At 69.2% G+C, this 21,234-nt stretch carries 18 protein-coding genes, 1 pseudogene and 2 CRISPR repeat arrays (1 of these 21 cut by a window edge); of the genes and pseudogenes, 16 read left to right on the forward strand and 3 right to left on the reverse strand.

The features are described from left to right. On the forward strand, positions 1 to 520 hold a 520-nt coding region (locus tag ABZ016_RS13915), incomplete at its 5' end, for a restriction endonuclease (protein WP_356916800.1). Between the two features lie 104 nt (positions 521 to 624). Here the strand turns inward: ABZ016_RS13915 and ABZ016_RS13920 are convergent. Next, the gene (locus tag ABZ016_RS13920) at positions 625 to 1,008 is read right to left on the reverse strand and encodes a DUF6233 domain-containing protein (RefSeq protein WP_356916801.1); all 384 of its coding nucleotides are present in this window, start codon (positions 1,006 to 1,008) and stop codon (positions 625 to 627) included. Positions 1,009 to 1,055: 47 nt separating this feature from the next. Here ABZ016_RS13920 and ABZ016_RS13925 point away from each other — a divergent pair, with 47 nt between their 5' ends. The 6 genes and pseudogenes from ABZ016_RS13925 to ABZ016_RS13950 form a co-directional block, all read left to right on the forward strand. Further along, positions 1,056 to 2,063 carry a hypothetical protein gene (locus tag ABZ016_RS13925; protein WP_356916802.1) on the forward strand — a complete coding sequence of 336 codons (1,008 nt, stop codon included), beginning with the start codon at positions 1,056 to 1,058 and terminating at the stop codon, positions 2,061 to 2,063. A gap of 1,007 nt (positions 2,064 to 3,070) precedes the next feature. Next, positions 3,071 to 3,289, forward strand: coding sequence for a hypothetical protein (locus ABZ016_RS13930; RefSeq protein WP_356916803.1), 219 nt, complete (start codon positions 3,071 to 3,073; stop codon positions 3,287 to 3,289). Further along, the gene (locus ABZ016_RS13935; protein ID WP_356916804.1) at positions 3,286 to 4,194 is read left to right on the forward strand and encodes a sigma-70 family RNA polymerase sigma factor; all 909 of its coding nucleotides are present in this window, start codon (positions 3,286 to 3,288) and stop codon (positions 4,192 to 4,194) included. The genes ABZ016_RS13930 and ABZ016_RS13935 overlap by 4 nt, the downstream gene beginning before the upstream one ends. Further along, positions 4,191 to 5,018 (forward strand): hypothetical protein, encoded by an 828-nt coding sequence (locus tag ABZ016_RS13940; protein WP_356916805.1) that lies wholly within the window; start codon positions 4,191 to 4,193, stop codon positions 5,016 to 5,018. Before ABZ016_RS13935 ends, ABZ016_RS13940 begins: the two co-directional genes overlap by 4 nt. Positions 5,019 to 5,845: 827 nt before the next feature. Next, on the forward strand, positions 5,846 to 6,778 hold the full coding sequence (locus tag ABZ016_RS13945) for a hypothetical protein (protein ID WP_356916806.1): 933 nt from the start codon (positions 5,846 to 5,848) through the stop codon (positions 6,776 to 6,778). A 416-nt stretch (positions 6,779 to 7,194) separates the two neighbouring features. Next, positions 7,195 to 8,283, forward strand: a pseudogene (locus ABZ016_RS13950) (transposase); the annotation flags it as partial. Between the two features lie 247 nt (positions 8,284 to 8,530). On the opposite strand, the gene ABZ016_RS13955 reads toward ABZ016_RS13950, so the two are convergent. Beyond that, the gene (locus ABZ016_RS13955; protein WP_356916807.1) at positions 8,531 to 8,815 is read right to left on the reverse strand and encodes a hypothetical protein; all 285 of its coding nucleotides are present in this window, start codon (positions 8,813 to 8,815) and stop codon (positions 8,531 to 8,533) included. Between the two features lie 619 nt (positions 8,816 to 9,434). On the opposite strand from ABZ016_RS13955, the gene ABZ016_RS13960 reads away from it, so the two are divergent. Next, positions 9,435 to 9,626, forward strand: coding sequence for a hypothetical protein (locus tag ABZ016_RS13960; RefSeq protein ID WP_356916808.1), 192 nt, complete (start codon positions 9,435 to 9,437; stop codon positions 9,624 to 9,626). Between the two features lie 366 nt (positions 9,627 to 9,992). On the opposite strand, the gene ABZ016_RS13965 is transcribed toward ABZ016_RS13960, so the two are convergent. Continuing rightward, positions 9,993 to 10,550 (reverse strand): hypothetical protein, encoded by a 558-nt coding sequence (locus ABZ016_RS13965; RefSeq protein ID WP_356916809.1) that lies wholly within the window; start codon positions 10,548 to 10,550, stop codon positions 9,993 to 9,995. 14 nt (positions 10,551 to 10,564) lie between these two features. Next, a CRISPR array of direct repeats spans positions 10,565 to 11,448; the repeat unit is 24 nt; unit sequence CACCCCCGCGTCGGCGGGGAGGAC. A gap of 192 nt (positions 11,449 to 11,640) precedes the next feature. On the opposite strand from ABZ016_RS13965, the gene cas3 reads away from it, so the two are divergent. The 8 genes from cas3 to cas2e all read left to right on the forward strand — a co-directional run bounded on the left by cas3 (position 11,641) and on the right by cas2e (position 20,800). Next, on the forward strand, positions 11,641 to 14,460 hold the full coding sequence (gene cas3, locus ABZ016_RS13970) for a CRISPR-associated helicase Cas3' (RefSeq protein WP_356916810.1): 2,820 nt from the start codon (positions 11,641 to 11,643) through the stop codon (positions 14,458 to 14,460). Positions 14,461 to 14,612: 152 nt separating this feature from the next. Then, entirely contained in the window at positions 14,613 to 16,202 is a 1,590-nt protein-coding gene (gene casA / locus ABZ016_RS13975) for a type I-E CRISPR-associated protein Cse1/CasA (protein ID WP_356916811.1), read from the forward strand. A gap of 76 nt (positions 16,203 to 16,278) precedes the next feature. Next, positions 16,279 to 16,914 carry a type I-E CRISPR-associated protein Cse2/CasB gene (casB, locus tag ABZ016_RS13980; RefSeq protein WP_356916812.1) on the forward strand — a complete coding sequence of 212 codons (636 nt, stop codon included), beginning with the start codon at positions 16,279 to 16,281 and terminating at the stop codon, positions 16,912 to 16,914. Beyond that, the gene (cas7e, locus tag ABZ016_RS13985) at positions 16,911 to 18,038 is read left to right on the forward strand and encodes a type I-E CRISPR-associated protein Cas7/Cse4/CasC (RefSeq protein ID WP_356916813.1); all 1,128 of its coding nucleotides are present in this window, start codon (positions 16,911 to 16,913) and stop codon (positions 18,036 to 18,038) included. The genes casB and cas7e overlap by 4 nt, the downstream gene beginning before the upstream one ends. Beyond that, positions 18,035 to 18,826: a type I-E CRISPR-associated protein Cas5/CasD gene (cas5e, locus tag ABZ016_RS13990; protein ID WP_356916814.1), complete on the forward strand. Its 792-nt coding sequence runs from the start codon at positions 18,035 to 18,037 to the stop codon at positions 18,824 to 18,826. The genes cas7e and cas5e overlap by 4 nt, the downstream gene beginning before the upstream one ends. Continuing rightward, entirely contained in the window at positions 18,823 to 19,473 is a 651-nt protein-coding gene (cas6e, locus tag ABZ016_RS13995) for a type I-E CRISPR-associated protein Cas6/Cse3/CasE (RefSeq protein ID WP_356916815.1), read from the forward strand. The genes cas5e and cas6e overlap by 4 nt, the downstream gene beginning before the upstream one ends. A 56-nt stretch (positions 19,474 to 19,529) precedes the next feature. Further along, positions 19,530 to 20,483 (forward strand): type I-E CRISPR-associated endonuclease Cas1e, encoded by a 954-nt coding sequence (cas1e, locus tag ABZ016_RS14000; RefSeq protein WP_356916816.1) that lies wholly within the window; start codon positions 19,530 to 19,532, stop codon positions 20,481 to 20,483. Further along, entirely contained in the window at positions 20,483 to 20,800 is a 318-nt protein-coding gene (gene cas2e, locus ABZ016_RS14005) for a type I-E CRISPR-associated endoribonuclease Cas2e (protein ID WP_356916817.1), read from the forward strand. Before cas1e ends, cas2e begins: the two co-directional genes overlap by 1 nt. A gap of 17 nt (positions 20,801 to 20,817) precedes the next feature. Next, positions 20,818 to 21,234: direct repeats of the CRISPR family, unit length 29 nt; unit sequence GTCCTCCCCGCCGACGCGGGGGTGTTCCG; it runs 1,320 nt beyond the window's last position.

Raw genomic sequence — 21,234 nt, forward strand, 5'->3', positions numbered from 1 at the left:
CGTGCTCGCCGGTATCGGCTGGCTTTCGAACCGTCGGCAGCAGACCCGCTGGGAGGCCGTCCGCACACAGGCCCTGCGCTACGGGCTGTCCCAGATGGATGCGCTGCATCACGCCAAGTTCGAGGAAGCGGTCCGGGATCTCATGCGCCGCGATGGCTGCCAGGACGCGCAGCGGGTCGGCGGGGGAGGCGACCTTGGCGCGGACGTGAAAGCCACCGACCCGCTCGGGCGCCGCTGGGTGATCCAGCGCAAGCACCGCCGCAACGGCGCCCGGGGCTCGGCAGTGGGCACGCCGGATCTGCAGGTCCTCAACGGCACGGCCCGGCCGGTGCACGGCGCGGACGTCGCGGTGATCGTGACGAACGGCCGCGTGACCGGGCCGGCCACGGACTTCGCCAAGCAGCAGCGGCTGCACGTGGTGGACCGCCAGACGCTGGCGGTGTGGGCCTCGGGCTCCCGGCCACTGTGGGAACTGCTGCGGGCCGTTCCGCCCCCGAGGCGGCCCACGTCTCTGAGCTGAGCCGCGGAGCTTGGCAGGCTGCGGCCCTTGCGGTTGAGCGGAACCAGGCAAATTGCCGGGTTCCGCTCAGTAGCGAGGTTGTCCTCGATACCTCGGCGCATGGGTCAGTCGAGGATGCGCAGGTGGATGTCGGGCCGGCAGTGGGGGCAGGCGGGCAGGCCGGAGGCCAGGGGCCGGCGGGCTTCGTCGCGGTAGATGGGGCGGCGGCGGTTGCCTGCGGCGTAGCAGTCGCCGGCGTGGACCTGGACGGGCGGGCGTCCGGCGCCGATGCCGAGCTGGACGATCCATTCCGGAGTGGCGGGCCGCACGCGTCGGCCGTGCTCCCGTTCGGCTTCTCGCCGCTGGAGGTAGACGATCTTGTTGTCGATGCGTGCCAGCCACATGGCGTGCCACACCCTCAGGGTGAGCAGTCGCTCCAGGTCAGGTGGCAGGTCGTCGAACACGTTCCGTCCCAGTGTCTTGCACCGAGCGGTCCGCACGCCTCGCATGTTCGAATTCTAGTTCGATATCGTGTGGGGGAGGAGGTGGGTGTGCCATGGGTTCAGATCGAGCTGCCGCTGCGGGGTCGACGGTGATGCATGTGCGCTGCCCGGACCGGCTGGGGGAGGAGACCTACCGGCAGGTCCTGGAGCAACTCGCCGACCTCTCCCCGGTCGTGCAGGCCCTACCCCCGTCCGCGGCCCTGGTCGACCTGAAGGGCGCACTGCGCTACCACGGCACCGACGCCCGCCACCTCGGCGAGGTCCTGCGGGTGCGGACCATCTCCCGACTCGGCATCGAAGTCCGCGTCGGCATCGGCCCCACCATCACCGTCGCCACCACCGCCTCCGCGCAGATCGACGCCCCCGGCGGCGTCCTCGCCATCAACCCCGACCACGCCGCCGCGTGGCTGGCCACACTTCCAGTCGAAGCACTCCACGGCATCGGCCCCCGCCAAGCAGCCGCGCTGTGCGACTACGGCGTCCACAGCGTCGGCCTGCTCGCCGCGATCCCGCCCGCCACGGTGCAGCGCCTCCTCGGCGGTCGCGCCGGCCGTACGACTGTCGATCGCGCCCGCGGCATCGACCCACGCCCGGTCGTCCCCCGCACACTGCCCGCCTCCGCCAGCATCCGCACGGCCTTCCCCCGCCACACCCTGGACGGCGCCGATGTCCGCGCCGCTCTCCTCGATACCGTGGTCCGCCTCGCACTGCTCCTGCGCCGCCGCGGCCAGGCGGCCCGCGCCCTGACCCTGACGCTGAGGTTCGCCGGCGGCAGCACCTGGACCAAGACCCGTCGCCTGACCGAGCCGTCCCACCACGACGACGACCTGCGCACCGCGGCCTACCAGCTGATGGACGCCGCAGGCCTCCAGCGCGGTCGCCTGACCGGCCTCACGTTGAAGGGGGAGGACCTGATCGACGCCGACCAGGTCGCCCAGCAGATCAGCCTCGACACCGCCCGCGAATCCCGCCTGGTGGCTGAAGCCGCCGTCGACCGGGTGCGGGACAAGTACGGGCCCGACGTCATCGGCCCGGCCGCCGCCTTCCGCCACGCCTCATGACCCGGCCTCCGGCCAACCGTGCGGAGGTGAGCCACGTGCTGCTTGATCCGCCCGGCTGGCACAGGCTCTGGCCGCACGGAGTGCCGCACTGGTCCTACGCGAGCGCCGTTGACCAGGCGCTCACCGACCGGGGCATCCCTCCCGGCATCGTCCGTGCCCATGTCGTGCTGCGCCCGTACTACAACAAGGACCGCCGCGACACGATCTACATGATCCTCACCTGGGATGTCAGCCCGCACCGGCGCACGGGGTGGTGCACGGCTCTCCTGGGACGACGAGACCGGCTGGTCCTACGCTCGACTCGGGACCGACGCCCACGAAATCCTCTTCGAAGCCACCGTCGATGCGCTGCGCCACGTCTTCGCCGCTCCGGACGACGTTGCCGGCATCGCGAAGGACTCGTGCGCCACTGGCGCACCCCCGAGGGCGAGTACGGGGCGGAGTGGGAACGAGCATCCGAGGTGCGGAAGTCGACCAGCCTCACCTTCTGGGGGCCCGCAGGGTGGTTTCGCCGCGAAGTCCCATCTAGGGCAGGGGCGTTGTCAGTGCCGTGGTCTACGGTCGTGGAGCCCCAGCATAGGGGCCGCTGTGCTCTCGCCTGGCCTTAGGGCTGGCCAGGCGAGAGCGGCATGGCCCGCTTCCCCCCTTTGACGGGTTGGCACGGGGGCGGGCCCTTCCGGATGGAAGGCCGACACCAACGGCGTCATGTTCTATTGACGTCTCTTCGACGTGCAATTGCAAGGAAAACCGGGAACTTCCACCCGTCCGCGCGCCTGCTTGCGCTTTCTGATCGGCGATGTCCTGACGGGGTGTCCAGGGTCGGTCCGGTGATCGCCATTGTTCCGTGATTCCTTGATCACGTGGCGTAGTAACTGCCGCTCTGGCCATGCTGGTTCACCTCCCGGGCACGGCGGTGTGGCACCCGCCCGCCCGGGGTGCGCGGCGGCCTTCTCGGATGGGGCCGCCGGATCCCCGAGGCCGACCTCCCGACAGCAGAAGGAACCTGCATGAAGACGCGTCAGATAGTCGTCACCGCGGTCACGGCGACGGTGTTCGCCTGGAGCACCGTGCTGGTCGCCGTGGGTGAGACGGCCGCAGTGGCCGGGCTCGCCCCGGCCCTCGCCCTGACCGTGCAGCAGATCGTGCACGCCTCGCGCTCCCACCCCGCGCCCAGCACCAGCAACCGCCTGGACGCGGCCACGGACAAGGAGGACGACGCACCGTGATCACTCCTGCCGAGCCGCCGGCCTCACCCGGCAGACCGTTCACCGCCCGGCCCGGCCGCAAGCTCGGACCGATCGCTCCCACCGTCGGCAGCGCCCACCGGGCCTGGCTGGACCCGATGCGCCAGAGCTACCTCGCCAGCGGCCTGACCCTGAACGACCTCAGCACGCGCGTCCGCTTCGCCAAGTCCAAGCTCTCCGAACTGCTGCGCGGCGTGGGCCTCTACCCGCGCTGGGAGATCGTCTACCTACTGGCCACCGAACTGGGCATGCCGAACTGGCCCCTCTACCAGCTGTGGTGCCAGGCCGCCTACGAGGCCCACAAGAGCAGCGAGTGGATCGACAACTGCACCGAAGGCACCCCCACCCTGACCGCCACCCACACGGCCCCGCCCTTGGACCACAGCGCCTTCCGCGAACTGGTCGAGACCGAATACCACCTCTTCGCCCAGGCCTTCCTCGACGACGACCAGCGTGACGCCGCCGTCGACGACACCTTCGACATCCTCTGGCTCTCCTGGGACGAGGCCCTGGCCAGCCAGGACACACGCCGCTACGCCTGGAACGTCCTGCGCGCCACCGTCATGGCCCGCACCCCTCACCGCGACGGCCGGCCCGAGCTGGGCATGGCTGCCTTCGATACGGTCGTCCTGAAGTCCCTCACCGATCCCGCTGAGCGCCTGGACCAGGTGGCCGAGAGCCTGAAGCTGTTCACAGCCATGAGCCGCCTGCCCGCCCACCAGCTCGACGTCATGGTGCTGCGCCGGCTCTACGACCTGCCGCCCGAGAACGTCTCCGCCCTCCTGGGCGTCCCCCTGGCCGCCGTCCGCTCCGACGAACGCCATGCCACCCGCTTCCTGGAAAGCGTCCTGTGCCCGCCGCCCCCGACCGAAGGGAACACCCCGTGACCGGCATCGAAGAACTCCTTTCCAGAGCCCTGCTCGTCCGCGAGCGCACCATGCCCCGCGACACCGTCCCCGCAGCGGCCCCGCGCCCCGCACCCGAAGCCGCCCACGCCGGCCAGAGCGCCTCCAACGGCGGCCGCCACGCTGCAGCCGAGGACCTGCGCGCCCTGTGCGAAACCCTCGTCCAGCACACCCCGCCGCACACCGTCGCCAAGTTCGTCACCGACCAGGTCCCCGAACCCCGAGCCGCCCTGGTCCTCGCGTGCGTCCTGCAGCTGACCGACACCGACGAGGGCGCCCGCTTCTGGTGGCAGTACGCCGCCGGCGCTGGACAAGCCGCCGCCGCCTACTGCCTCTACCTGCACCACCTGGCGCTGGGAGAGCGCGACACAGCCGACTTCTGGCACCGCCAGACCGACGACGTCCAGCCCCCGCCCCAACCCCCATCGTTCGACCACGCCGGGGCCTGGCACCCGGCAGACCACCGCATCACCAGCACGACCACCACCCACTTCATGCGGATCCTGCGCCACCTCGCCACGCAGACCGTCCGCTCGCGGCCAGCCGGTGTCAGCAAGCTCATGGCCTACATCCCCAACGCCGTCACCGCCGGCTACCTCCGTGAGCCCGACACCGAGCTTCCCCTGCCCGGCTGCGAATTCGCCCGCCGTATCAACAGCCTTCTCACCGCAGCCGACCGCCCTTCCATCTGGGACAGCAGGCCTGCCCGCCGCGCCCCCGGGTCGTACACCTCCCCGGACACCAGTGGAGTCGACCGTGAGCGTCGGCAGACGATCCCCGAGCAGATGGGCACAGCGAAACGCTGACACGTCGGCACGTGTCGTCAGGGAAGTCGGTGCAATCAAGCCCGTTTCAGGCAGGTCTGGGGCACCTGACCGCCCGGCACGACGCGCCAGAGGCTCCCGGCCTTTCCGCACTTGCGGTAGGCCGGACCACTTTCGGTTCGGGCGACGGCGACGGTGCAGGAGGTCACCCGGTCCCCGCGGTACAGGTAGTGGTGGATCGGGCTGGCGGTCGTCGCGACCGGGCCGTCGTTCCACGCCGGCCGCCTTACCGCTACCTTCCGCCCCGTCACCTCCCACGTGGTGGCGCACCGCTTCGCGGTCAAGAGTGCTGGCGGGTGCTGAAGGGGTACGGCGGCCACATGTGGCGTGGCCGTGCCTCCGGCGAGGACGGCCACGGCGGCAAAGAGAGCCAGTGCATGTCTCATGGTCATGGAACCCCAGGACTTCGCCTGCTCGTCACGGCCACCTGCGGAAGATCACCCGGCCGTGGAGGAGGCGCTATACCGGAGCCCTCGCTTACGCCATACGATGCCCTGCCGGCACTCCCGGATACCGCCAAGTCCGCAGGACTAGACGAGGTCCAGGAGCACCCGCCCACCGCAGAGGGGGCAGCAACCTAACAGCGACGCTTAACGGGGCGTCCAAAAGGCCAGTGCGCGGCATCGTGCCCTGAGAGGGGAGCGGCGGCGCCCAATCCGCCGCGTTCTCTGCGCACAGAACGCGGCGGATGATGACTGGGGTCACACCCCGACTGGCCACCTTCACACGACAGCAGAGTCGGCAGCTGCCAGGACGTCCTGGAACAATGGTGCCATCAGCCGGGGGAGCGGCTGGGCGGAGAGGCAGGGATGGTGGGCTTCGAGCAGCAGCTGGACCTCGAGTTCGACGGCGAGTTCTTGGTGCCGCGGATCAACCAGCAAGCGTACCGAGACATCTACACCTTGGAAGGGTGGCTGCGCAGGCTCTGCCTGGCTTCCTGGATGCGCGCCTACGGAGTCCAGTGGCACCAGCACTTGGACCCGAAACTGCGCAAGAACCTCGAGCGCCTCGCTGAGAGAAGCCGCCAGCGCCTGTACCTTGCCGCCGAGACCAGCGGTGACCTCATCTGGCAGTCCGACATCGGCCAGCTCCTGTCCATGCTGACCGACCCGCAGATCGCGGGCGCTGTGCACCACTTGGCAGGGCAGGATCAGCAGGCGATCGCGAGAGACTTCGACGAGATCCGCGAGATCCGCAACGTCCTCGCCCACAACCGCGCACTCTCGCCACAGACCTACGCACTTCTACGTGTCAGCATCATCCGCCTGCAGAAAGTCGTCGACCACTTCCGGTCATGCCTCCTCTACAACAGCTCGAACATCCTGGATGATGACGACGGCGACCTCGGGTCGTACCTTGCGATGCTGCTTGAGGGCAACGACTGGAGCAAGTTCCAGGCGTTCGTCGCCCGGGGTCACGGGTTCATCGAGTACGTCACCCTTCCGACTCCGCCGTACGACAAGTGGCCCGACGCTCGACGACTCTTGGAAGTGTTCTCCGACCACCTGGAGTACATCACCGCATTCACCATGAACCGGCTGGGCGACGAGTTCATCATTGTGGCCCCGGATGAGCTGGACGAGGACTCCCAGGCTGGCCTGTGTCGGGCCTTTGCCGCGAACCCGGACGTCTGGACCGATGTGCCCTATGAGGAGCAGCATCCTCGCTTCATCTGCAGTCCCAAAATTTGGATTTACGAAAACCAGTCGCCCTTCCGCAGCCCGGTAGAGCCGACCTGGTGAAGATGCGACCCACGGTATGACGCTGCATCGCAGCCGACCTGGCAGCCCATGGCACCTGGCTCCCTGAAGGTGTACGTCATTTGAGTCCCCACCAGTGACGATTGGCTCTTCTGCCACCTCTACGGAGGCGGCTACCGGAGAGTGCTGTTGCCCACAAGGTGGCGGTTCCCCGCTGGTTCAGTGAGCCTTTTCAGCGTGGCCACCGATCGGGTGATGACCTTGGTGCCCGCAACGGAGGGCTTCCGTGCCGTTGGTCCAGGAGCCTTGTTGGTTCCTTAGCTTGTTCTTTTTCTTCCGGCCTCGAACGGTGTCTCGTACTGCGTCGCTCACCTGGGGGTTTGCCGGACGTGGGGGCGGCCTTCGTCTGATCCTGTGCTCCGACCAAGGTGCACGTGACCGAGACGAAGGCCGTGAGGGTGAGTCTGCTGCCCGATGTTGTGTGGAGGGATGCGTTCGCGGAAGCGTCACGCTTCCGGGGCGAGTTCTATGAGTGTCTGACCGCTCGGCGCAACGAGTTGTTCGAGCTGACGGATGCGGTGCTGTGTGCGGACGGTTCGGTGAAGTCCCCGGTGGACCTAACGCTGCTGCCCGAGCATCGGCGTGGGCACGGAGCGATGTACGGAGGCCTGAACCACGGCCGGATCGATGTCGAGCAGGTGCGGATGGTGCTGGCCGGGCTGTCGCTGCCGCGGTTCGACGGCGGGCGTCTGGTCCTGGCCGTCGATGTGTCGCCATGGCTTCGTTCGGACGCGCCGTGCTCGGCCGAGCGGCTGTTCTGCCATGTCTATGGCCGGGCGAAGACGGCGTCGCAGTTCATCCCGGGCTGGCCCTACTCCTTCGTCGCCGTCCTGGAGCCGGGCTCCACTTCTTGGACCGCGATCCTGGACGCGGTCCGGCTCGGACCGGTGGACGATGCCACCGCGGTCACCGCCACCCAGCTGCGGGGAGTCGTTGAACGGCTCATCGCAGCGGGCCAGTGGCGGGCTGGGGACCCGGACATCGTGATCGTCAGCGATGCGGGCTACGACGTCACCCGCCTGGCCTGGGTCCTGCGCGATCTGCCGGTCGAGCTGGTCGGCCGGGTCCGCTCCGACCGCGTCATGCGACTGCCGAAGCCGCCTCGTATCTACGACCCGAAGGGCGGCCGACCGCCTAAGCACGGCCCGGAATTCCGCTTCGCCAAGCCGGAGACCTGGCCCGAGCCCGCGATCACTACGCTCACCGCAACCACCAACTACGGCAAGGCCGAGACGCAGGCATGGGACCGGGTCCACCCAAGGCTCACCCACCGCTCCTCATGGCTCGACCATGATGGTGAACTTCCCCTGGTCGAAGGCACGTTGATCCGGTTGAAGGTCGAGCATCTGTCGAAGGACCGTGATGCCCCGCCGGTGTGGCTATGGTCCTCCAAGACCGGCGTCACTCCGGACGACGTGGACCGTTTCTGGCAGGCATTTCTCCGCCGCTTCGACCTGGAGCACACCTTCCGCTTCGCGAAGCAGACCGAGGCCGGTGGCACGGCAGTCATGGATCACGGCGGAACACCCCGCGTCGGCGGGGAGGACTACCGAACCCCCGACGTCGCGGGGCCAGCAGACGGAACACCCCTGCGTCGGCGGGGAGGACAAGCACATCGTGAACGCGTACCGGGCCGCCAACGGAGCACCCCCGCGTCGGCGAGGAGGACGCGGTGTCCCCGTTGATCACGGCATCGGCGAACGGAACACCCCCGCGTCGGCGGGGAGGACGACGCTACCCCGCACGTCGGGATGAGCGGTAGCGGAGCACCCCCGCGTCCGCGGGGAGGACAGCTCCTGCGCGGCGATGCGGGTGCCGGCGTACGGAGCACCGCCGCGTCGGCGGGGAGAACCCGGGGTCGTGGACGCGGAGGACGGGCCACATCTTGCCGGGCTCCCACGCGAGCCGGTACACACTGTCTCCGAGGGACACGGCCTTGCGTTCGGTCTGCTGGACCTGCATGGGCAGCAGCTCCGTCTCCGCCCACTCCCGCAGAAGGTCCTGGACGCGTCCGGCCATCGCCTCGTCGGGGGTGGGGGTGTCGCTGTCGGTGTCCCCGCCGGCGACGGTGATGGTCTGCTCGCGGCCCCGTGCGACATGACGGTGTCGACGAACATGGCCGGGTCGCCGAACTCGCGCTTCTCGGAGGCGTGGATCTCGCCGGCGACTTCGGCGAGTTCAGCGGCCTGGTTGTTGTGGTAGGCGGCGAGGAGCTTGTACGCGGCCAGGCGCTTCTGGTCCTCTTCGGGGACCCACATGGCGTTGGCCTCGGGGAACGCCCTGCGGTTGGGCATCCCGGGGGCTTCGCCGTGGCTGGTGCCGGAGTAGACCGGCTTGTAGTTCAGCCAGCTCCAGGCGTGTATGACGACCTTGCGCAGGCCCACCGCTGCTCCTTTACCGCTGACAGCCCCGCGCCTGTGATCAGGGTACGGGCCGGAGCGGTAGGGGTTCCCTCCGGCCTCGGGATGCGGGATCGGGTTTGGCCGGATCCGAGAATGCGTCAAGTCGTCAATTCACCCGGAAGAGTGACTGATTCGGGGAACGCGACCCGACAATCCGCGTGGTGGGCGGGTGTTGCGCCGTTTTTCGCCTGCGGAGGTCCGGAGGTGTGCTTCGGAGGCCTTAGACTTCCCATCGGGTGTTCGTTATCGACCTGTTCACCACCTTGCCTCCGGCCGCCGCGGCCCGGAGGAAGAGGCCCGCTCCGGGAGTTTTCGTCCCTTGGGCCGAACAAGAGGTGATCATGAACAACGAACAGCCGGACTGGAACTTCTGGTGCTTCATCACCAGCCTCCTGGACCTGTACATCCAGTTGGCGGCGCACCTGTAGTCCCGAGCCCGGCAGCCCGCTCAGGAAGCAGACACCGCCTCCCAAGCCAGGGGGGCGGTTCTGTTTTGCCCGGCGCTAGCGCATCTCCAGATGCGCTGACGCCTCAGCCAATGTACATCGGTTTTGCTATTTAGCCGAACTCACAGAACCCAAATCAGCGACGCTGACCAAAGTTGCGAACGGCCAACTTTGCGGAAACATCCCAGACGGCAGATGAGCGATCTGACAGGTGCATCTTTCACGCTCCCGCACTCGTGACCTGCGGCGATGTATCACTGCTCGCTGCGTCCTGCGATGGGCCAGCCGTCAGTTGTGGCCGCTTGCGACGCTGCGTCAGTGATGTGATCTCCACTCCCGCACAGGCTGCTAGCGGCGGCCGCGCAGTCGCTGATCGCTGTAGTGCTGAGTGCCAAGCCCGGTCTGCGCCGGGTCTGCCAGCTCAGTGAGTGCGTGCACTGCGGCGTCCATACGGTCTGGGCTGTCCATGCCGGGCAGCCAGGTGACCATCTGCCGCTCCAGCTCTCCGTCTGTGTCGCGGCCGGCGGCGATGATGCCGGTTTCGTCGTTGGCAGTGCTGGCGCCGCCGGAAGGGTCGATGGCGACGAGTCCGCGGGTGAGGTTCACGCCGCGGAAGGCTGCGGGGCTGATTTGGTTACTGGTGATCCACACCCATTGCCAGACGCCGCCTTCGAGGGGTCTCGGCTGCTGCTGGTACAACGCCCACCAGACGCGCTCACCTACGGATTTCCGTATGCGGGCGTAGTCGTCTTCGTTGTACCGCTCGGGCCAGAGGGCTTCGCCGGGCTGCCGGCCGAGGGGGGCGTTGTCGGTGAGGGCGATGGCCGGGAGGTCGATGACGATCCAGTCGTCGGGTTCCTCTTTGAGGAGGCGGCCAGACAGGTCGTCGTCCCAACGGGTGTTCACGAGGAGGACGGAGCCGGAGCACCCCCGCGTCGGCGGGGAGGACGTCGCTCACGGCGGGATCCTACGTCCGAACCGCGGAACACCCCCGCGTCGGCGGGGAGGACTGACCTGCCGGAACCCGAAGTCCCACTGGTTTCGGAACACCTCCGCGTCGGCGGGGAGGACTCCATGCGCGCCTGGAACTCTGCCTCGGCAACCGGAACACCCCCGCGTCGGCGGGGAGGACGCGACCGCGATGGCGGACGCCGTATCCGACGCCGGAGCACCCCCGCGTCGGCGGGGAGGACGTGATGCCGAGGCGGCGGCACAGGCCCAGCTGCGGAGCACCCCCGCGTCGGCGGGGAGGACAGCGGGCTCCCGCCCCATCGGCCCTTCGTGTGCGGAACACCCCCACGTCGGCGGGGAGGACCCGGTCTCGATGGCGTCGACCAGGTCGCGCTTCGGAACACCCCCGCGTCGGCGGGGAGGGCAAGCACATCGTGAACGCGTACCGGGCCGCCAACGGAGCACCCCCGCGTCGGCGGGGAGGACGGCATGGTGGTGGCCGACAGACTGTCCGACCACGGAACACCCCCGCGTCGGCGGGAAGGACCTGCTGGGCACCACGCCGGCCCCGGACGACCACGGAGCCCCCCCGGCGTCGGCGGGGAGGACGAAAGCGTGCTCGGCAACGCCAGCGGGCGCACCGGAACACCCCCGCGTCGGCGGGGAGGACCTGAACGTCAACGGCCGCCTGTCAGCAGCAGGCGGAACACCCCCGCGTCGGCGGGGAGGACTGAGGCATGAGCACTCCGCGCAGCGCCCTGGACGGAACACCCCCGCGTCGGCGGGGAGGACAGGGTGAGGCCGTTCTCGCCGACGAGGGAGAACGGAACACCCCCGCGTCGGTGGGGAGGACTCTTTCTGACCTGCGGCTTAGGAGGGGCCTTGCTCTTCCTTTGCATTGCAGAGTGGTGCGTGCCGTGAGTGGTTGGCTTGCACGTTGTCACTGTAACGAGGGGTGTTGTCGGTGGGTGGTGGTTGAATGCGGGCTCTTGTTGTGGGGTTGGGTCGGCTGTTGGAGGGGGCGGGGTTGGTGGGGGAGTGGGGGGTGCCGGATGAGTCGGTGTGGGGGAAGTCGAGGGGGTTGGATCCGGCCGCGGCGCCGTATCCGTTGATCCGGCATCTGTTGGATGCTGCCGCGATGGCGCTGCACCTGTGGGATGTGTTCCTGTCGGAGAACCAGCGGGTGCGGATCGCCGAGGGGATGGGGCTGGCAGGCGATATGGGCCGTGCCCGAGCGGTTGTCGGGCTGTGTGCCGGTCTGCACGACGTCGGCAAGGTGTCAGGCTTCCAGTTCTGTTCCCGGCGCGGTAGCCAATACCTCAGTGCGGAGCTGGGCCGTGACCGGCTGAAGATGTGCGCGGAGCGGTTCGGGCATGACGTGGCCGGCGCCCAGAGCGTGGCAGCGGTGCTGGCAGGTCTGGGTTTTGCCGGTGACGGGGAGTTGAGGGTCGCGGAGCGGCTGGCCGAGATCATTGGTGGTCATCACGGACGTTTTCACCGCCTTGAGGACGGTGTCGCTGCGGGGTTCTTGGGTGGGGCGGCCTGGTCGCGGCAGCGGATGGCGCACGCGGCCGCGGTGCACGGGTTGCTGGGGGCACCGCAGACGCCGGGCATGTTCAAGGCGCCAGCCGCGGTGCTGGTGACGGGACTGGTCATCCTTGCGGACTGGCTGGTCAGCCAGGAGGACTACCTCCGGGAGCGCCAGCGGCGGCTGGAGCCGGCGCTGGCGGATCACTTCCAGCGCTCCAAGCGCGATGCTCCACATCTGCTGGCCGAGGCTGGCCTCGCCCGGGTGCGGTTGCAGCGCAAGGAGTTCGCGCAGGCCTACGGCATTCAGGGGGAGCCCAATCCCTTGCAGCGCTCGGTGATGGAAGAGCTGCGCCAGGCGGTCGGCGAGGGGCGTCACGGCGGCCTCTTTCTCGTCACCGCGGCGCCGGGCGACGGCAAGAGCGAGACGGCGCTGGAGGCCGAGCGGATCTTGTCCGAGGCATTCGGGACGCAGGGATATGCGTTCTTGCTGCCGACGATGGCCACCAGCGATCAGATGCACGAGCGTATCGCGCAAGCGTTGCTGCGTCAGTCCGGCGAGGACGCCGGGCTGACGCTGGTGCACAGCATGGCCTGGCTGAACAGCGCACACGCCGACGAGGACCTCATTGCACGGAGCGTGTTGACGTGTGACGGGGACGAGGTGGGGCAGGGCAGCGGCCGGGCGGAGGCGGACATGCGGCCGCAGCGGTGGCTGCGCGGGCCCAAGCGGCCGCTGCTCGCGCAGTTCGCGGTGGGCACGATCGACCAGGCCCTGATGGCGGTGCTGCCGGTGCGGCACAACGCGCTGCGGTTGCTGGCCCTGTCGGGCAAGACGTTCATCGTCGATGAGGCCCACGCCTACGACCCCTACATGCAGGTGCTGCTGGGCCGCTTGCTGAACTGGCTCGGTGCGTACGGCGTTCCGGTCGTGCTGTTGTCGGCGACGTTGCCGGCATCGGTCAGCGACCGGCTGATCAAGGAGTACCTGCAGGGCGCCGGACACGGGACGCGCGCCCTGAGCAAGCAGACGTTCCCGGCGCCCTACCCGGGATGGCTGTACGTGGACGGGGAGAGCGGCCGGGCGACCGAGATCTCGCCTCCCCGCCGGCAGGAGCAGGCGCGGGCGCGGGGCATGGAGCTGGAGGTCGTGGTGGAGCCGGTCGTCCACGGCGGTGGAGGCGCCCGGGCCCGGCTGGCGGTGATCGAACGGCTCCTGAAACCGGTGAGCGGGAAGGACGGCGGCACCGCCCTGGTGGTGTGCAACACCGTCGGGGACGCGCAGGAGACCTACCTGAAGCTGCGTGAACGGTTCGACAAGCGCTCCCATGAGCAGGGCGGAAGCGTGCAGCTGCTGCACGCCCGCTTCCCCGGCGATGTGCGTGAGGCCCGCACGCGGGAGGTCACGCAAGGGCTGGGCCGTAAAGGCCCGCGTCCGCTGCGCCGGATCGTGGTGGCCACCCAGGTCGTCGAGCAGTCGCTTGATCTTGATGCCGACATAGTCATCAGCGATCTCGCTCCGCTGTCCCTGCTGCTGCAGCGGGCCGGGCGGTGCTGGCGCCACGAGAATCACTGGGCCCGGCACGGCTATCCCGACGGCCGCGGCCGCCCGGCCTGGGCGAGCGGGCCGCGTCTGGTGGTGCTCGACCCGATCGCGGGCGGCGGGAAGACGCCCCCGCAGTGGGGCGAGGTGTATTCCGAGCATCTCCTTTCCACCACCTCCCGCACTCTCGCCGGCATCGAGGGCGGGACCGTCTCCATCCCAAGCGGCGTGCAGGACCTGGTCGAAGCCGTCCACGGAGACAACGAAGAGTTCGACTGGAACACCCCGGGGAGCAGCGAGGCCAAAGCCTGGACGGCCCACAAGGGCAAGGACATGGCCGAACGCAGCATGGCCGGCCTCCTCGCCGTCCCGCGCGCGCGGAGCGTTTCGGCGCTGCATGACCTGCACCATCTGCCCGGCGAAGAGGACGAGTGGGAGGTCTCCACCCGGCTCGGCGCCGACTCGGTGCGACTGCTGTGCGCCTATGTGCACGAGGACGGCCGCGTGACCCTGGACCTGGAGGGTGAGCACCTGCTTCCTCAGGCCACGGCGGACGACACGATGCCAGTCCCGGCCGTGCGGGAGGTGATGCGCCGCACCATCCCGGTCCGCGGCGACTGGCTCAAGGACGCCGATCTCGACAGCATCGCCCCGCCGAAGTCGTGGACGCAGCACCCGATGCTCGCAGACCTGCGTGTGCTGTACCAGCCCGTGCAGGGCGGGAGCGCGCAGGCGGTGAAGGTCGGCGGCAAGACCCTGCGGCTGGACAAGGACTGTGGTCTGGTGCGCCGCTGATACCAGTCACTGCCCGCCTTTGATCTGAAAATCTCCAGGTCCAGGCCCCTTGTCAGTGCCGGCTGCTTGAATGCCCAGACGACGCCAGAGCAGGGCTCTGGGGGGCTTTGCCCTGCCCGTGTCATGGGTTGAGGGTGTTGGAGGGGGATGTGGTGAGTGGGGGATTCGACCTGCGGGTCGAGCCGTGGATTCCGGTGCGTCTGCTGACGGGGGAGTCGGCGTGCGTGGGCTTACGTGAGTTGTTCAAGCGGGCGCACGAGATCGAGGATGTGGAGATCCCGGTGCCGCCGGCGGCGGCGGGCCTGTTGCGCATCGTGTCGCCGATCGCGGCGAGGATCGCCGCCGATGGTGGGGACCGGCTGGATGATGCGGACGTCGCGGAAGACATCGACGACTGGTTCGATCTGCGGGAGCGTGTCCTGAAGGCCGGCCGGTTCGATCCGGAGGCGGTGGACGCCTACTTCGGCCGGGAGGATCTGGCAGGCAGGTTCGACCTGTTCCATTCCGAGCGGCCGTTCCTGCAGGATCCCCGCCTGGTCGCGGAGTGTGTGGATGCGAAGGGAGCGCCGAACCCGTCCGGGGTGAACAAGCTGGTGATGGGCCGTCCCACGGGAGTCAACGGGGCGGTGCTGTTCGGGCATTTCACCGACACCGCGCCCGTACCGGTACCGGCCGCCGAGGCGGCCTGGCATCTGATCGCGCAGTTGTACTACGGGCCGTCCGGGCAGTGCACGCCTCGCCGGATCACCGTGGAGCGTGCGGGCAGCGGTGACGCGGCACCGCTGCGTAAGTCCGTCTCCTACTTTCCGTGGGGGCCGGACCTGTTCACCACGCTGGTGCTGGCCGTGCCGAGCCCACAGGCCGAGGTCGACTGGGAGGCGGAGGACGCGTGCCCGTGGGAGGAGGATCTCCCGGCCCCTCTGGAGGCTTTGCCGCCGGTGACGTGGCCGGGCCGGATGCTGACCGGCCGGTTCCGTCATGCCGCGCTGCTCGTGCCGTCCGAGGACGGCCGGACGGTGACGGATGCCTACCTCACCTGGTCGACGCACGAGCTGCCGCGGAAGGTGCGTGACCCGTATCAGATCCTCGACCGGCGCAAGGACGGCGACTTCCAGCCGCGGGAGGCCGACGGAGCGCGGGCCTTGTGGCGGGATCTGGACTCGCTGCTGCTGAAGGACAGCCGCCAGGATGCCCAGCGTCCTCCGGCTCTCGAGCACCTGCCCAGGTGGCTGCTGCCGCGGCTGCGGGTGCGCGCCTACGGCTTCGACCAGGACGGTCAGCAAAAGGACAGTGTCTGGTTCCGGGCGACGAGCCCGCAGGTCCTGCAGTGGCAGGAGGAAAACGATCCGGAGATGGCCTACCACGTCAAGCGCTGCCACAGTGCTGCGGAGCAGGCCGGTGACCGGCTGGACTTCGCCGCGAGGATCGCCTGGAAGATCGCCACCGACGCCAGTGTCGACCCATCACCGAAGGCCAAGATCAAGCTGGATGCCCGCAAGCCCGGCCCGTGGGCTTCTGCCGCGCTGACGCGGTACTGGCCGGCCGCGGAAACAAAATTCTGGCAGCTCACCGAGCCCGGCCGCACCACAGACCGGGTGGAGGGGCCGTTCGTCGACGCAGCCCTTGACGCTCTCGATGAGGCCATCGGCCAGTCCAACCGTGCGGACATCCGGGTGGCGCGCGCCCGTCACCGCGCCCGCAGCCTCCTGCTCGCACTGCTGCAGCCGTCCGTCTCCCACTGAACCCGCGCCCGGCCACGTCCCGCGCGGCACGGCCGACGCTTCGTCACCTCACCCTTCCCCGCATCAGGGATGTCTCATGACCGATTCCGTGCCGGCGGCGCCTGCTCCGCCGACCCCCTCAAGTGCCCGTCCCTCGGACCGGTTCGTCGCCCACGTCCACCGCCTGTGCGCCTCCACGCAGACCCGGGCCGCCCTGCGGCGCGGGCTCGGGCTGCCGGTGGAGCGGTGCAACTACCTGCACCGCTACCTCGTGCCGTGGCTGCGTGACCACGACGACCAGCACCATGGCGATATCCGGCGGGCGTACTACGCGGTGGCCTCGCTGGTCGCCGCACGTCCCCGCTCGGCCCGCGACACCACGCCCGACCAGAGCGCTCCCGTCTCCTGGTACGAGCGTTCCAACCTCGGGGCCTCGCTCGGCCAGGCCGTCGCCAAGGGCGTGATGAAGGCGAACTCCGCCGAAAGCGCTCTACACCTGATGGCCCGGCAGAGCAGTGACGCCATCCACCCGGGCCTGCCCGCCCTCGTCCGCCAGCTCCTGTCCGGCGGCATCGCGGTCGACTGGGCGGTCCTCCTGGAGGACCTCGCCTGGTGGAACCGCAGCCGCGACCGCATCGCCACCCGCTGGCTCGAAAGCTACTTCCGCACCGTCGGCAGCACGACCGCCCCCGACACCGCCCCCTTCGATTCCGTCGAGGAGAACGATCGATGACTCTCTACCTGGACCTGAGCGCCCTGCAGTCGGTGCCCGCCGCCAACCTCAACCGGGACGACCTCGGCTCCCCCAAGCAGGTCCGCTACGGCAACGCCTCCCGCATCCGGGTCTCCAGCCAGTCCTGGAAGCGGGCCATCCGGCTCGGCGTCGAGCAGGACCTCGGGGAGAAGGCCGCCCGCACCCGCCTGGTGCCGGCGAAGGTGCAGCACGCCCTTCAGAAGGCCGACTGGCCCGCCGAGCTGGCCGCGTTCGCCGGAGCACAGGTCGCCGCCAGCGCCGGGAAGAAGGGCATCGGCACGGAAGCGGCCGGCCACACCTCCGTGCTGCTGTTCCTGCCGGAGGCGGCCATCGACGAACTGGCCGCCGTGTGCGCCGAGCACCGCCAGGCCCTGGAGGCCGCCCAGGGCAAGAAGAAGCCCGGCCAGGTCCTGCCGCCCCAGCAGATCGAGCAGATCCTCAAGAGGCGCACCGCCTCCATCAGCCTGCTGGGCCGCATGCTCGCCGAGCTCCCGGACGCCAATGTCGACGGGGCAGCCCAGGTCGCCCACGCGTTCACCACGCACGCCGCCGAACCGCAGCGTGACTACTTCACCGCCGTCGACGACTGGCTGGGCGAGGCCGAAACCGGCAGCGGCCACCTCGACACCGCCGAGTTCAGCGCCGGCGTCTTCTACCGATACGCGACCGTCAACGTCGCCGACCTGCTGAAGAACCTCGAAGGCGACGTCAAGGCCGCCCGGACCGTCCTCAGCTCCTTCGCCGAGCACTTCCTGCTCTCCCTGCCGCAGGCCAAGAAGAACAGCACCGCCCCGCACACCGTCCCGGACCTGGCCTACCTCGCCGTGCGCGAACACCGACCGCTCTCCCTGGCCGCGGCCTTCGAGACCCCCGTCACCGGCGACCAGCAAGGCGGCTTCTCGCAGCCCTCCCGCCAGGCCCTCGACACGCACGCCGGCAACATCAACCGCCTCACCGGCCACCGCAACCGCCGCTTCCACGGCCACACCGTCATCAACCCCGCCGAGCAGTACACCGGGCTCGGCACCGCCCACGACTCCTTCGACCAGCTGATCGACGCCGCCGTCGAGGCCGCCGTGCCCGCCGGGCAGGACCAGCAGTGAGCGGGCTGCTGCTGCGCCTGGCCGGCCCCCTGCAGTCCTGGGGCGAACGCTCCGCGTTCACCGCCGTGCGCGACACCGCGCCCTTCCCGACCCGCTCCGCACTGATCGGCCTGTTCGCCGCGGCCGAAGGCATCGGCCGCGGCGACAGCCTGGACCGCTACCAGGACCTACGGCTCACCGTGCGCGTGGACCGGCCGGGCGTCCGGCTCGTCGACTACCACACCGTCGGCGGCGGATTCCCCAAGGACCGCACCGCCGCCACCAGCGGAGGCAGCAACAAAGGCGCCGCCGTCATCACCCGACGCCACTACCTGTCCGACGCGGTGTTCGTCGTCGCCGTCACCACGACCGACGAGACCGTCGAGAGCCTCGCCGATGCCCTGAGCCGCCCGCACTGGGCGCCGTATCTGGGCCGCCGCTCCTGCGTCCCCGACGAGCCGTTCCTCCTGCGACGCCACGTCGACGACCCCGAGGAAGAACTCCGCACCCGCGTGCCACTCAGCCGCACGGCACCACCAGCCAAGAACGGCGACGGACAGCAAGCCGGGACGATCCCCGTGGAATTCCTCCACGAACAGCCCCCACCCCCCAGCAGCCAAGCAGAGCCTGTGCCGGTCGACGTCATCGACGTCAACGACGTGCCCGTGAGCTTCGCCCAGCACGGCCGCACCCACACCGGCCGCCGCCTGCACCGCACCCGGCTACCGGTGCCCCGCTCCCTCGCAGGCCCCCCACAGACCCTGATGCAGCGCCTGATCGACTACGCCCACCTCGAGGAAAGCGCATGAACGACCACCCGGTGATCGCACGCATCCGCCTCAACCCGCACAGCCGCGACGTGCAGCGAGACCTGCGCGACGCCACCCAGATGCACCGCACCGTCATGCGGATGGTCCCCGACAACCTTGGCGACGCCCCCCGACAGCAGGCCGGGCTGCTGTACCGCCTGGAGGAGACCGACACCTCCAGCACCCTCCTCGTCCAAGCCGCCACGCTAGACCCGGCACGCCTGCCCACCGGATACGGCCAGGCCGACGTCAAGAGCCTCGCCCCGATGTTCACCGCACTGCGCAAGGGGATCGGCGTCCGCTACCGCATCGTCCTCAACCCCGCCAAACGGGAGCGGCTCTCCCTGGAACAGAAGGGCAAGCGGGGACGGATCGTGCCGCTCTCCGGCGCCGAAGCCGACCAGTGGTGGCTCCGCCGAGCCGCCGAAGCCGGCCTCGACCTCCACGTCCTGACCCCCACCAGCATGGAGCCAGCCCGCCCGCGCGGCCGAGACGCCACCCATATGCGGCACAGCCTGCTCCGCTACGACGGCACCGCCACCGTCACTGACCCCGACGCCCTTGAAGATGCCGTCGTCCACGGCATCGGACGGGGCAAACCGTACGGCGCGGGACTGCTCAGCCTCGCTCCCGCAACAACCGCATGAGCCCGCCACGACCCGGCGGCGACGCGCGCAGACGCCTCGCCGCACCCACCCTGGCCATGCTCCCCCGCGTCGCGGACTCCCTGTCCTTCCTCTACCTGGACATGGTCCGCGTAGTACAGGACGACACCGGAGTGTGCGCGCAGATCCAGACCGACGAACACCGCACCGACCTCGTCTACATTCCCACCGCCGCCCTGTCCTGCCTGCTCCTTGGCCCTGGCGTCTCCATCACCACCCCAGCCCTCACTACCCTCGCCCGCCACGGCACCAGCGTCGTCTGCGTCGGAGCGGGCGGCGTCCGCGCCTACGCGGGCATTCTCCCCGACTCCCTCACCACCCACTGGCTCCAACAGCAGGTCACCACATGGGCCAACCCTGTGCAGCGCCTCGAGGTCGCCGTCCAGATGTATCGGATGCGCTTCAAAGACGCCGATGTACCCGCATCCGTCACGTTGGAACAGCTCCGCGGGATGGAAGGCGAGCGCATGAAAACCTTCTACAAGATCCTTGCGCAACAGCACGGCATCGGCCGCTTCCGCCGCAACTACCGGCCCGACCAATGGGACACTCAAGACCCCGTCAACCTAGCCCTGTCTGCCGCTAACACCTGCCTGTACGGCATCGTCCACGCCGTCCTGCTCGCCCTCGGACTCTCTCCCGCCCTCGGCTACGTCCACACAGGCAACCAACATGCCTTCGTCTACGACATCGCCGACCTGTACAAAGCCGAGGTCACACTCCCTCTCGCCTTCGCCCTTCACAACTCCGATAACCCCGAACAAGAAGTACGCCGCCGCTTCCGTGAAAACCTCCGGCTCCTACGTCTCCTGCCTCGAATCATCCAGGACGTTCAGTCCCTGCTGACCCCGCCCCACACCCAGACGATCACAGCCGACGACGACACCGACGAGAACCCTTCCGAACGGCGCGACGTGCAGATGGTCCACCTCTGGGACCCCAAAACCGGAGTCCTACCCGCTGGCGTCAACTACGCCGAAGGAAACCACTGATGCCTTCCATGGTCGTCATCGCCACCACCGCGGTCCCCGACCACCTACGCGGCGCCCTCAGCCGATGGACCAGCGAAGTATTACCCGGCATCTTTGTCGGCAGCGTCTCCGCCCGCGTCCGCGACAAACTCTGGCACGCCGTCACCGAAGTCGTGGGCAACGGCGCTGCCACCCTCATCCACCCCGTAGCCACGGAACAGGGATACGCCATCCGCACCGCAGGAACCCGGCGCCGGGTCCCCGTCGACTTCGACGGCCTCACCCTGATCCGTATGACGGCTGCACCAAAAGCAAAAGAAATGCAAAGCCCTTCCTAAAGTGCAGGTCAGAAAGTGTCCTCCCCGCCGACGCGGGGGTGTTCCGGCCCTGGTGGACGCCACCCCGGCGCAGCTGAAGTCCTCCCCGCCGACGCGGGGGTGTTCCGCCGAGGAGACGCTGGCGGAGGGTTCGGCCGCGGTCCTCCCCGCCGACGCGGGGGTGTTCCGCCGAGCAGTAGCGCGGGTTCGCGGTAGAACGCGTCCTCCCCGCCGACGCGGGGGTGTTCCGATGCTTGTTTGCGCCGGAGATCTGCGCCAGCAGTCCTCCCCGCCGACGCGGGGGTGTTCCGACGTCCCCGGGCGCCTGGACCACACCCTGCGGGTCCTCCCCGCCGACGCGGGGGTGTTCCGCTGTACGCGGACGGCAACACCCTCGAGCCGAAGTCCTCCCCGCCGACGCGGGGGTGTTCCGACCCTGCTGCGGAGTAACCCTC

It is taken from the genome of Streptomyces sp. NPDC006372 (genome assembly GCF_040612515.1).
Lineage (GTDB): Bacteria > Actinomycetota > Actinomycetes > Streptomycetales > Streptomycetaceae > Streptomyces.

Excerpts from the sequence above, each read along its gene's own strand:
- ABZ016_RS13955 (WP_356916807.1), bottom strand. The coding sequence starts at position 8,815 with ATGGCCGGACGCGTCCAGGACCTTCTGCGGGAGTGGGCGGAGACGGAG.
- cas6e (WP_356916815.1), top strand. The coding sequence starts at position 18,823 with ATGAACGACCACCCGGTGATCGCACGCATCCGCCTCAACCCGCACAGC.
- ABZ016_RS13925 (WP_356916802.1), top strand. The coding sequence starts at position 1,056 with ATGGGTTCAGATCGAGCTGCCGCTGCGGGGTCGACGGTGATGCATGTG.
- ABZ016_RS13930 (WP_356916803.1), top strand. The coding sequence starts at position 3,071 with ATGAAGACGCGTCAGATAGTCGTCACCGCGGTCACGGCGACGGTGTTC.
- ABZ016_RS13920 (WP_356916801.1), bottom strand. The coding sequence starts at position 1,008 with ATGCGAGGCGTGCGGACCGCTCGGTGCAAGACACTGGGACGGAACGTG.
- cas2e (WP_356916817.1), top strand. The coding sequence starts at position 20,483 with ATGCCTTCCATGGTCGTCATCGCCACCACCGCGGTCCCCGACCACCTA.
- cas1e (WP_356916816.1), top strand. The coding sequence starts at position 19,530 with ATGCTCCCCCGCGTCGCGGACTCCCTGTCCTTCCTCTACCTGGACATG.
- casB (WP_356916812.1), top strand. The coding sequence starts at position 16,279 with ATGACCGATTCCGTGCCGGCGGCGCCTGCTCCGCCGACCCCCTCAAGT.
- ABZ016_RS13945 (WP_356916806.1), top strand. The coding sequence starts at position 5,846 with ATGGTGGGCTTCGAGCAGCAGCTGGACCTCGAGTTCGACGGCGAGTTC.
- cas7e (WP_356916813.1), top strand. The coding sequence starts at position 16,911 with ATGACTCTCTACCTGGACCTGAGCGCCCTGCAGTCGGTGCCCGCCGCC.